The following is a 12,031-nucleotide window of genomic DNA, read 5'->3' as shown; positions in this document are numbered from 1 at the left end:
ATAATTTGCGTAATCGAATTATTATAACTTCGCGACTATTTGCCTCAACAACAAAAAAAGAGATTAAACAACCTAAGGTTGCTTAATCTCAATATTTGGACTCATCAGTCCGATTTGACGTAGAGCCTTTATTTTTCAGGTAACGCGAGTTGAAAACTAACTCCAAATTTATCTTGCACCCATGCGAATTCGCGGAATGGTGGCATTGCAGTTTTAGGCATCAATATAGCGCCTTCTTTCTTCAAACCATTAAATAGTCGTTCCATTTCCATGGCATTATCAACAGTTATATATAAAGAAATGGATGGATTCATCGGTAAATCTTCTCCATTATCAGCATCGATTGCCATAAATACTTGTCCATTCAACGTAAATATAGAATGTTGTACTGTTCCAGGAACGCCTGGTCCCTCTTCACCATACTTCACCATAGTTAAAATTTCACTGTTTTCAAATAGACTCGTATATAAATTTACAGCTTCTTCTGCTTGATTATTAAACATTAGAAATGTTGTTATTTTCGGTATTTCCACAATAATTCCCCTCTCTATATTTTTAATGCTTATTTTAGACTAATTTTAATTATTTTGAAAAAATTTGAATATTTGATTCTTTTAATCTAAATTTTTGACTTATACTATTTTCAAGTTAAAATTAAACTAAAGTTCAATTGGAGGCTTTCTAATATGATGCATCTTATTATACCGATTTTATCTATGCTTATTGTCTTACTTATCGGATGGGTACTAATTAAAATTTTTATTCGCTAATTTATTGTTTTATATTTTCTTTATTAAAATAAAAACATGGTATATATGACTACTTTTTAACTATATGTGAAAAAGAGTTAGTCATATATACCACGTTTTTAATCTATTATACCTTTTTGCCTTAACGCTTCTTTAGCTTTTTTAAAGAAATCACTCGTATGGATAAATGAATCCATACTCACTTTTGACTGAGTTCCACTCATTTCTCTAATACTATTGTCAATCGACATTATGTTATCCGGGGATTTAAAATCTTCTTCTTTATATAAGAATTCGTTAACATGTTTCATATTGTTATAGAAACGATTGGCCTCACCATCGGTCATCATAATCAATCCCCCTTTTGACATAGCATATTACAAGTTATCTCTCCATTCAACTAAAGTCTGTATATCATTCTCAGAAATTTTTCCTTCTTCACGAGCCACTTCAATTAACTCATTATAATTACTTAGTGTATAAAACGGAACATCAATTTCATTAAACATGTCATCTGCTTTTTTTAAACCATAAGTGAAAATGGCAACGACACCTAAAACATCAGCACCAGCATCCTTTAAAGCTTCAACTGCTGTAATTGAAGATCCACCTGTAGAAATTAAATCTTCTACTACTACCACTTTCTTCCCTTTACTTACTGCTCCTTCAATTTGATTTTGTTTACCATGACTTTTACTTTTAGAGCGAACATAATTCATAGGTAAATTTAACTTTTCAGAGATGTAAGCGGCATGAGGAATACCTGCTGTGGCTGTACCAGAAACAATATCTACATCACCAAATTGTTCAATAATCATTTGACTTAATCCATCACGAATGGCACGTCGCACTTCAGGATAACCTAATGTTACACGGTTATCACAGTAGATAGGAGATTTGATACCTGAACTCCACGTATATAAGTCATTCGGAGATAATGTTACCGCTTCAATATCTAATAAAGATTTTGCTATTTCTTTAGCCATATTAACCTAACCAACTTTCTTTAATAGTATGATAACTTTCCACAGGATTCTCGCTTTGGGTTATTGGTCGCCCAACTACGATATGTGTTGCCCCTAATTGTTTAGCATCTTCAGGTGTAGTAATACGTTTTTGATCATCTACAGCTGCCCCTTGTGGTCTAATACCTGGTGTGACTTTTAAGAAATTAGAACCTAATTTGTTTGTTAGCAATTCTGCTTCAAGTGGAGAACAAACCACACCATCTAAACCTGCTTGTTGTGTTAAAGTAGCATAGTTTAACACTGCTTCTTTAATCGTCGTCTGAATGTTTTGTTCATTACGTAGCATTTCTTCTGTTGTAGATGTTAATTGCGTCACAGCAATGATCTTTGTATCATTACTATATTTATGCAAACCCCTTACTGCAGCTTTCATCATGTCTGTACCTCCAGCTGCATGCACATTAACTAAGTCTACATCTAACTTTCCTAAGCCTTCCATTGCTTTTTCAACTGTGTTTGGAATATCATGTAGCTTCAAATCTAAGAATATGTCATGGCCACGAGATTTAATCGATTTAATCAAATCTGGTCCCGCTTGATAGAATAGTTCCATTCCAATTTTCACGAAAAGTGGTTCATCAAATTGGTCCAAGAATGTATTAACTTTATTTGCTGATTCGAAATCCAATGCTATGATAGGTAAATCTTTCATATTATAGCTCCTTTGAAAACGAACGACTTGGTCGTCATAATCAGTTTAAAAATATTCACTGACATATAACGCCCTTGTCGTTCTCAAGTTGTAAATCTACATAGTTCTCATTGAAAACGTCATACTTTCAATTACATTAGTTAAAGCATTAGCCGTATCTAATGAAGTTAGACATGGCACACCATTCTCAACTGTTGTACGACGAATTTGGAACCCGTCTCTTTCTACTTCTTTACCCTTAGTCATCGTATTAATGACAATTTGTACTTCGCCATTTTGTATACGTGTTAATAAATCATCGTCGCCACCAATTTTGCCTACAACTTCAACTGGAATGTTGTCTTCTTTTAATTTTTCTGCAGTACCTTGAGTTGCTAAAATTTTATAGCCTACTTCATTTAAACGGTGTGCTATTTTAACAATTTCATCTTTATCTTTATCACTTACTGTCATAAGAACAGTACCGTGATCTTTAACTTCTACACCACTACCTGTTAATCCTTTGTAAAGTGCTTTTTCTAAAGTTAAATCTTTACCCATAACTTCACCGGTAGATTTCATTTCTGGTCCCAATGTCACATCAACATTTTTTAGTTTATTAAAACTAAATACTGGTGCTTTAACGAACACACCCTCTGAATAAGGTTGTACACCTTGTTTATAGCCTAAGTCTTTAAAACGAGTACCCATAATAGCTTGCATAGCTAGTTGTGCCATTTGATTATCGGTAATTTTACTTAAGAACGGTACAGTACGACTTGCACGAGGGTTTACTTCTAATACGTAAACACCGTCATGTGCAATAACAAACTGAATATTAATTAGACCAACGATGTTTAACCCTTTTGCTAATTTGATAGTATATTCCTCTAGCGTATCGATATCTTCTTGACTTAACGTTTGAGGCGGATATACAGCTATTGAGTCACCACTATGCACACCAGCACGTTCTATATGTTCCATAATACCTGGAATGATAACTGTTTCTCCATCTGAAATTGCATCGACTTCTATCTCTTTACCTGTTAAGTATCTATCAACTAACACTGGGTGCTCAGGGCTAGCTTTAACAGCTTGCTCCATATAATTTTCTAATTCTGCATCGCTACTTACAATTTCCATTGCGCGACCACCGAGCACATAAGATGGTCTTACAACTACAGGATAACCAATTTCACGTGCATTCGTTAGTGCCTCCCTTGGAGAAGTTGCAGTCTTACCTTTAGGTTGAGGTACATCAATCGTATGCAATAGCGCTTCGAATTCTTTTCTATCCTCAGCACGATTTAAATCTTCTAAAGACGTACCTAATATTTTGACACCATGTTTAGCTAGTTTATCTGCTAAGTTAATTGCTGTTTGACCACCAAATTGAACTACAACACCTTTAGGTTGTTCTAAATTAATAATGTTCATCACATCTTCTTCAGTTAGCGGTTCAAAGTATAACTTATCTGAAATTGAAAAGTCAGTAGATACTGTTTCAGGGTTATTATTCACGATAATTGCCTCATATCCAGCATTTTGAATTGCCCATACAGCGTGTACAGTAGCATAGTCAAATTCTACCCCTTGTCCAATACGAATAGGACCTGAACCAAGCACTAATATTTTCTCTTTATCAGTTACAATTGACTCATTTTCAGTTTCATATGTGCCATAGTAGTATGGCGTTGTTGATTCAAACTCTGCAGCACAAGTGTCAACCATTTTGTATACTGGTTTAATATTATTATCTTGGCGTAATTGATATACTTCTGATTCTGTCATGCCGAATCGATGTGCAATTACTCTATCACTAAATCCATAATCTTTAGCATATTTAAGATATTCCAAATCTCCTGGGTGATTTTTTAATTCATGTTCAATATTAATGATATTTTGGAATTTATTTAAGAAGAAATAATCGATTTGCGTCATATTGTGTATCTCTTCAAGTGTTGTACCACGTCTAATTGCTTCACCTATAAAGAAGAGTCTTTCATCATCTTGATGACTGATGCGTTCTTTAATATAATCTAAGTCAAAACTCTCTCCATTTGGTAAACCTAAATGATGTACACCGTATTCAAGTGAACGTATCGCTTTTAATAAAGATTCTTCATATGTACGTCCTATAGCCATTACTTCACCAGTGGCTTTCATTTGAGTACCTAATTCACGTTCACCTTTTTCAAATTTATCAAATGGGAATCTTGGAATTTTGGAAATAACATAATCTAGTGTTGGTTCAAAGGCTGCATATGATGTACCTGTAACTGGGTTTAGCATTTCATCCAACGTTAAGCCCACTGCAATCTTCGCTGCTAATTTCGCTATCGGATATCCAGTTGCTTTAGATGCAAGTGCTGATGAACGAGATACACGTGGATTCACTTCAATAATGTAGTAATTAAATGAATGTGGATCTAATGCAAGTTGAACATTACATCCTCCTTCAATACCTAATGCTCTAATAACTTTTAAAGATACATCACGTAACATTTGATATTCAACATCTGATAATGTTTGACTTGGTGCAACTACGATAGAGTCACCTGTATGAATACCTACAGGATCTATATTCTCCATATTACAAACCACAATAGCATTGTCATTTTTATCGCGCATTACTTCATACTCGATTTCTTTGAAACCAGCAATTGACTTTTCAATTAAGCATTGTGTAGCCGGGCTGTAATGCAATCCATTACTCACTACTTCTTTTAATTCTTCATCATTGTAGCATATGCCACCACCTGTACCGCCCATAGTAAATGCTGGACGAACGATGAGTGGATAATCTACTTCATCTTTGAATGCAAATGCTTGTTCAACAGTATTCACAATATCACTTTCAGGAACAGGTACATTCAAATCATTCATTAGTGATCTAAATAGCTCTCTATCTTCTGCTTGTTGAATTGACTTTAATTCTGTACCAAGTAATTTCACATTATTAGCCTCTAATACACCACTATCATGTAATTGAATAGCCATATTTAATCCTGTTTGACCACCTAAAGTTGGTAGCAATGCATCAGGTTGTTCTTTACGTATGATACGTGCAATAAAGTCGTGTGTTAACGGTTCGATATAAACTTTATCTGCAATTTCTTTATCCGTCATAATTGTTGCTGGATTAGAATTTACTAATATGACACGGTAGCCTTCTTCTTTTAAGGCAAGACACGCTTGTGTACCTGCGTAATCAAATTCTGCAGCTTGTCCGATGATAATTGGACCTGATCCAATCACTAGAATCGTTTGTATATCGTCACGTTTAGGCATTTGCTGTTTGCTCCTTTTCTTTAAATTCTTTCATCATAGTCATAAATTCATCGAATAAATAATTTGAGTCACTTGGACCTGGTCTTGCTTCAGGATGGTATTGTACAGAGAATGCTGGCAAGGTTTTATGTCTTAATCCTTCAACTGTACCATCATTAAGTGCAATATGAGTTACTTCTAAGTCAGTATTTACCAATGAATTTTTATCGATAGCATAACCATGGTTTTGACTTGTAATATCTATTTTCCCACTACGTAAGTCTTTTACGGGATGATTAGCGCCACGATGACCGAATTTCATTTTAAATGATGTTGCACCTTGTGATAATGCAAATAATTGGTGTCCTAAGCAAATTCCAAAGAATGGAATTTTACCTAAAATACCTTTAATCATTTCTATTGCAACCTCTACAACATCTGGATCACCAGGACCATTTGATAACATAACACCATCTGGTGACATGGCTAATATTTCTTCAGCAGTGGTGTTATATGGTACTACAGTTACGTTACAGCCACGCATATTTAATTCTCTAACAATATTTTGTTTTTTACCAAAGTCTAATAAGACCACACTCAAATCTGAACCTGTTGAAACATAAGGTGTTTTAGTAGATACTGTTTCCACTTCATCACGAGGTAATTCAGTACTTTTTAATGTGTTAATTAATGAATCAATGCCATCTCGATTATCAGTAAACCCAGCTTTTAAAACACCGTGCTGTCTAATTTTACGTGTGATGCTACGTGTATCTACACCTGAAATGCCAGGTATCTTGTATTGAACAAGCACATCATGTAACGTCTTTTGGTTTCTAAAATTACTAGGATGTGTGCTTGCTTCTTTCACTACTACACCATTCAAAGTTGGTGTTAGTGCTTCGAAGTCATCTCTATTGATACCGTAATTACCGATTAATGGGTATGTGAATGTAATGATTTGACCAGTATATGAAGGGTCTGATATCGTCTCTTGGTATCCAGTCATCGCTGTGTTAAATACAATTTCTCCCACAGATAAATCATTAGATCCTAATTGATACCCTTCATAATAAGTCCCATCTTCTAATACAAGATAACGTCGCTCAAGCATTTATTTATCCTCCTTAAATTTTACTTCGCCTTCTACCATTGTTAAAATTGGATTACCATAAACTTTGTAACCAATGAATGGTGTGTTGTCTGCTTTAGATAAGAAATCTTCACCTTTGATTTCACGTTCTTCATCTAAATTGATAATCGTTAAGTCAGCAAAGCAACCTTGTTCCAATTTGCCATAAGGTAAATCAAATGTTTGTGCTGGTTTAATTGTTAGGTAGTCAACTAATTGTTGTAATGACCAGTCACCATTTTTTACAAAATGCGTGTAAAGTAATGGGAAAGCTGTTTCACTTCCTACTATGCCAAATGGTGCTTTAGTCATTGGCTGTGCTTTCTCTTCTTTAGCATGAGGTGCATGGTCTGTTGCGATACAATCAATTGTGCCATCTAATAATCCTTCTAATAATGCGTCTCTATCTTCTTTACTTCTTAAAGGAGGATTCATTTTATAGATTGCATTATCCCCTGGAACATCATCTTCAGTTAACAGTAAATGATGTGGTGTAACTTCAGCCGTCACATGAATACCTGCTGCTTTAGCATCACGAATAGCTCTGACACTCTCTTTTGTCGATACGTGACATACATGATAATGACAGTTAGCTGCTTCAGCTAATAATACATCTCTCGCTATTTGTACCGCTTCACAAATATTTGGAATACCAGGTATACCAAGTTCTTCACTGCGTTTACCTTGGTGCATAGCACCGCCATAAATTAAACTATTATCTTCACAATGTGCTACAACTGCTTTGTTGACCTTTGCAGCTTGTTGCATTGCTTCATACATCATTGCTGATTCCTGCACACCAACGCCGTCGTCAGTGAAAGCAAACGCACCTTGCTTTGCTAATGCATCAAAGTCAACATGTTCTTTTCCAGCTTGACGCACAGTTATTGAAGCATATGGTAATACACGGACTTGCGCATTATCTTGAATTAATTGTTGTAATCGATCCATATGTTCAACTGAGTCTGGTACTGGGCGTGTATTAGGCATTGGACATACAGTTGTGAATCCTCCACGTGCTGCAGCTTTTGTACCTGTTTCAATTGTCTCCTTATGTTCCCCACCAGGCTCACGTAAATGTACATGAACATCGATTAAACCTGGTGCTACAAAATGACCTTGTGCATCAATTACTTCAACATTTTCATCTACTTCAATGTTATTGTTAATTTCTTTGATGTGCTGACCATCTATTAAAATGGATGCTTGTTTAAGTTCACCGTTATCTAAAATTTGAGCATTTTTAATTAATTTCAATGTTTACGCCTCTTTTCCTGATAATAGTTTATTGATTACTGACATTCTTAAATACATGCCATTAGTCATTTGTTTAAAAATTCGTGCCTTTGGTGCTTCAACTAATTCACTATCGATTTCTACTCCTCTGTTAACTGGTGCAGGGTGCATTACGATTGCTTTATCTTTTAACTTATTGTATCTATTCATTGTTAAACCATATTGTTCATGGTATTCATTTGCCTCGAAATTAGCTTCTCCAGTAATACCATGACGTTCATGTTGAACACGTAATAACATAACAATATCTACTTGGTCGATGACATCATCAATTTGAACATATGGTGCATCTAATGAGTCGTCCACCCATTCATCTGGACTTGAGAACATTACATTTGCGCCTAATGAAGTTAGACTTATGAAATTACTTCGAGCTACACGTGAATTTTTAATATCACCACATATTAAAATGTTTAATCCTTCAAATGAACCGTATTCCTCATAGATTGTCATAATATCTAAAAGACTTTGTGTAGGGTGTTGGCCACTACCATCTCCAGCATTAGCAATTGGAATATTAAGATTTTCTAATTCTTCATAGTATGCATTTTGAGAATGTCTGATTACTAGTAAATCAACACCAATGCTTTCAAGTGTTTTACAGGTATCATACAGTGATTCACCTTTTTGTACTGATGATGTACTTGTTTCAAAATTAACCTCTTTTAGACCTAATTTTTGTTCTGCTACTTCAAAGCTACACTTAGTTCGAGTTGAATTTTCAAAGAATAAATTAGAAACAAACTTCCCTTCGAATTGTGGTAAGGTTTGCTTTCCTGATTTGTAATCACAAGCTGTTTGAATTAAATCGTAAATGTCCTCGTTAGATAAATGTTCCATAGATAATAAGTTATTCATAAAGCGCCTCCTGATAAATAATCCTTGTTAAATTAGTTTTTTGAATCCTGTTTTTCTTTTGGCAAAATTAAATTTAAGATAATACCTGAAAGTGCTGCTAGTGCCATACCTTCGATTTGAAGGTTTACACCTAAACCTTTTAAATTGATGAGTAAGTTACCTATACCTACAACTAAGATGACTGATGCGATTACTAGGTTGCGGTTGCTTGCAAAATCAATGTTACTTTCAACTAACATTCTTAGTCCACTTGCTGCTATAATACCGAACAATAAGATTGACACGCCGCCCATTACCGGTGTCGGTATTGAAGAAATCAACGCTGAGAACTTACCAATAAATGATAAGACAATCGCTATAACCGCTGCACCGCCAATAACATAGATACTGTAAATCTTTGTTATTGCTAGTACACCGATGTTTTCGCCGTATGTTGTGCTTGGTGGACCACCAATAATACTAGCGAACATTGTTGAAACACCATCTCCGATTATTGAGCGATGTAAACCTGGATCCTCGAAGAAGTTTCTACCTACGATTTTGTTGATAACCATTTGGTGACCGATATGCTCACTTACGGTTACGAAAACGATTGGTAACATAACGAGTATTAAACCAAGGTGAATCGATGGCACATAATCTTTAAATGGTAAATAGATATGTGGGAAGTCAATCCAGTTTGCTTTAGCAATATTTGAAAAGTTAACTAACCCCATAAAGATTGAAACAATATAGCCAACAATGATACCAATAAGTACCGGTATAAGTGATAAGAAACCTTTGAAGAACCCTTGCACAATTATTGTTACAAGTAATGTAATAAGCGCGACAACCAGATAGCTTAAATTGTACCCTTTCATATCTCCTGAGTTCTCGTACATTGCCATATTAACTGCTGTTGGTGCTAAACTTAATCCAATTACCATGATTACTGGTCCTACAACTACCGGTGGAAGTAAATGCATTAACCATCCTGTACCACTGATTTTGATTAGGATACCGATGATGACATACATTACGCCACTTGCGAATAGTGCTACTAACATGTCTCCTAAGCTATGTGTGCTTAATCCAGTAATAATTGGTGTGATAAATGCGAAACTTGATCCTAAATATGCTGGAATCTTTGCCTTAGTAATTAATATATAAAGCAATGTTCCTATACCGGATGCAAGTAAAGCAGCTGATATTGGCAAGCCAGTTAGGAATGGCACTAATACTGTAGAACCAAACATTGCAAATAAATGTTGCAAACTCAGTAGCGCCCATTGTGTTGGTTTAGGTTTGTCTTGTACGTCTAACACCGGTTTGACGGTTCGTTCAAACATTTGTTCATTTTCCATCTTTTTTCTTCCTTTCATAAAAAAAGTCTCTTTTACATTTAAATGTAAAGAGACTAAAAAAATCGTAGTAAACATACAGATAAGCACTCATACTTATCGTTATCCGTATCTACGTGACAAAGCATTCAATTATAGTGAGATGGTTATTAATACTGACCATTCTATCATCGTAATCCACACTCACTTTTGAATACTTTACCTTTTTCAGTCTCTCGTACTGATTTAAAAGGTCTTTATTCAATTATTACTGCATTCTGTAAATCTTTTTCGTTTAAATACACTAAAACAGATTCTTCTTTAGAAGTTGGTATGTTTTTCCCTACAAAATCTGCTCTTATTGGTAATTCTCGATGTCCACGATCTACAAGTGCTGCTAAGCCAATTTTAATCGGTCGAGAATGAAGCAAGATTGCATCTAGGGAAGCTCTAACAGTTCTTCCTGTATAAAGTACATCATCAATGATGATGACTACCTTATCGTTAATATCAGCATCAATTTCTATTGCATCTTGAGTGATTTGCTTGTTAGCAATTTCAATATCATCTCGAAAATGTGTAATATCAATTGTACCTGTTGGAACTATTTTTTGTTCAATTTGATTGATTTTGTCTTGTATACGTCTTGCTAAAAATTCGCCTCTCGTTTTAATTCCGAGTAACACAAGATTTTCTGTACCTTTGTTATATTCAAGAACTTCATGTGCCATACGCGTTACAGTACGTTGTATTGCAGCTTCATCCATGATGATTCGCTCAGACATTATCTCACCTCTTAAAATTAAAAACCCTCATGCCTTTTTCAAAGACATGAGGGCAAATTAATATATACGCACATGTAATGTTAGACATTACATGATAAAGCCATTCTAATAAAACAATTCATATATTTCGCTGAATTATTTTAAGAAAGTATATAGAATTATACTCATTGTCTTTGAAGCCTCTCTGGACTCTCTTTTAAAGACACCGATTTCTTTTTTGAACTGTTACTAGCTTAAAACTTTTTGAGCTATAAGTCAATGTAATTTTTTAAAATTATCAATTGTAAATAAATAATACTTTTACTATAGTTAATCGAATTTGTGAAATACTAAAAATTAGACAAACTTTTTCAAAAATACATATTAAAGAATCATTGATTAAATGTGAAATTAGAAAAAATACCCACAAAGCGTTGAAACTTTGCGGGCTACCAAACTATTCTGGCTCTACGTCAAATCGGACTGATGAGTCCAAATATTGAGATTAAGCAACCTTAGGTTGTTTAATCTCTTTCTTTGTTGTTGAGGCAAATAGTCGCGAAGTTATAATAATTCGATTACGCAAATTATCATAATTTCTATAACCAAAAGATACCCTTTTAATGAGTTTGATTTTATTATTAATTCCTTCTAACGGACCGTTGGTCAGGTTAGAATATGTCATAGTATTTTCAATGAAAGCTGCTAATCGTCTTAAAGTTCTAATGACTGGGCGTAATTTAGTACACACATCTGAAAGATGAATAGAAAAGAGTTTATGATTAAATTTCTCTATTTGATTTTCTTTTAATAATCTTCTTAGCTCATGAACGTAGTGATATGTATTAAATAATTCTATATCTACACCTAATAAGTAATTTATAATGCCTTTTTCGGTTTTCCACTCTTTAAATAAATGGACTTTATGATAATTAAATGCTTCTAGCGTTTCAAAAGGTTTAAGAAATAGTTTCCAATAACTTT

11 protein-coding genes are annotated in these 12,031 nt (G+C 34.4%); all 11 read right to left on the bottom strand.

Translation table 11 applies throughout. The features are described 5' to 3' along the window. Positions 1-128: 128 nt before the first annotated feature. Positions 129-533, bottom strand: a complete 405-nt coding sequence (locus BB045_RS05005; protein WP_037552339.1) for a VOC family protein — start codon at positions 531-533, stop codon at positions 129-131. Between the two features lie 335 nt (positions 534-868). Next, on the bottom strand, positions 869-1,099 hold the full coding sequence (locus BB045_RS05000) for a hypothetical protein (protein ID WP_070440686.1): 231 nt from the start codon (positions 1,097-1,099) through the stop codon (positions 869-871). Between the two features lie 27 nt (positions 1,100-1,126). Further along, positions 1,127-1,735 (bottom strand): orotate phosphoribosyltransferase, encoded by a 609-nt coding sequence (gene pyrE, locus BB045_RS04995; protein WP_053024667.1) that lies wholly within the window; start codon positions 1,733-1,735, stop codon positions 1,127-1,129. Position 1,736: 1 nt separating this feature from the next. Next, a complete protein-coding gene (gene pyrF, locus BB045_RS04990) occupies positions 1,737-2,429 on the bottom strand; it encodes an orotidine-5'-phosphate decarboxylase (RefSeq protein WP_070440683.1) in 693 nt (230 codons plus the stop codon). 96 nt (positions 2,430-2,525) lie between these two features. After that, positions 2,526-5,699, bottom strand: coding sequence for a carbamoyl-phosphate synthase large subunit (gene carB / locus BB045_RS04985; RefSeq protein WP_075140562.1), 3,174 nt, complete (start codon positions 5,697-5,699; stop codon positions 2,526-2,528). Then, positions 5,692-6,792: a carbamoyl phosphate synthase small subunit gene (locus BB045_RS04980; protein ID WP_075140561.1), complete on the bottom strand. Its 1,101-nt coding sequence runs from the start codon at positions 6,790-6,792 to the stop codon at positions 5,692-5,694. Before BB045_RS04980 ends, carB begins: the two co-directional genes overlap by 8 nt. Continuing rightward, positions 6,793-8,067 (bottom strand): dihydroorotase, encoded by a 1,275-nt coding sequence (locus BB045_RS04975; RefSeq protein WP_070582067.1) that lies wholly within the window; start codon positions 8,065-8,067, stop codon positions 6,793-6,795. Positions 8,068-8,070: 3 nt separating this feature from the next. Then, positions 8,071-8,964 (bottom strand): aspartate carbamoyltransferase catalytic subunit, encoded by an 894-nt coding sequence (locus BB045_RS04970; RefSeq protein WP_070440671.1) that lies wholly within the window; start codon positions 8,962-8,964, stop codon positions 8,071-8,073. A gap of 32 nt (positions 8,965-8,996) precedes the next feature. Further along, positions 8,997-10,307 carry a uracil-xanthine permease family protein gene (locus BB045_RS04965; RefSeq protein WP_037552357.1) on the bottom strand — a complete coding sequence of 437 codons (1,311 nt, stop codon included), beginning with the start codon at positions 10,305-10,307 and terminating at the stop codon, positions 8,997-8,999. 233 nt (positions 10,308-10,540) lie between these two features. After that, on the bottom strand, positions 10,541-11,068 hold the full coding sequence (gene pyrR / locus BB045_RS04960; RefSeq protein ID WP_070582066.1) for a bifunctional pyr operon transcriptional regulator/uracil phosphoribosyltransferase PyrR: 528 nt from the start codon (positions 11,066-11,068) through the stop codon (positions 10,541-10,543). Positions 11,069-11,552: 484 nt separating this feature from the next. Beyond that, positions 11,553-12,031: transposase (locus BB045_RS04955; RefSeq protein WP_142236925.1), on the bottom strand; the 479-nt coding region annotated here is incomplete at its 5' end.

This window comes from Staphylococcus sp. MB377 (genome assembly GCF_001922505.1).
GTDB lineage: Bacteria > Bacillota > Bacilli > Staphylococcales > Staphylococcaceae > Staphylococcus > Staphylococcus haemolyticus.
Note: the sequence above shows the minus strand (reverse complement) of the source record. Positions and strands in the feature narration are given on the sequence as shown.

Coding starts and splice junctions, on each gene's coding strand:
- pyrE (WP_053024667.1), bottom strand. CDS start 1,735: ATGGCTAAAGAAATAGCAAAATCTTTATTAGATATTGAAGCGGTAACA.
- pyrR (WP_070582066.1), bottom strand. CDS start 11,068: ATGTCTGAGCGAATCATCATGGATGAAGCTGCAATACAACGTACTGTA.
- pyrF (WP_070440683.1), bottom strand. CDS start 2,429: ATGAAAGATTTACCTATCATAGCATTGGATTTCGAATCAGCAAATAAA.
- BB045_RS04970 (WP_070440671.1), bottom strand. CDS start 8,964: ATGAATAACTTATTATCTATGGAACATTTATCTAACGAGGACATTTAC.
- BB045_RS04980 (WP_075140561.1), bottom strand. CDS start 6,792: ATGCTTGAGCGACGTTATCTTGTATTAGAAGATGGGACTTATTATGAA.
- BB045_RS05000 (WP_070440686.1), bottom strand. CDS start 1,099: ATGATGACCGATGGTGAGGCCAATCGTTTCTATAACAATATGAAACAT.
- BB045_RS04965 (WP_037552357.1), bottom strand. CDS start 10,307: ATGGAAAATGAACAAATGTTTGAACGAACCGTCAAACCGGTGTTAGAC.
- carB (WP_075140562.1), bottom strand. CDS start 5,699: ATGCCTAAACGTGACGATATACAAACGATTCTAGTGATTGGATCAGGT.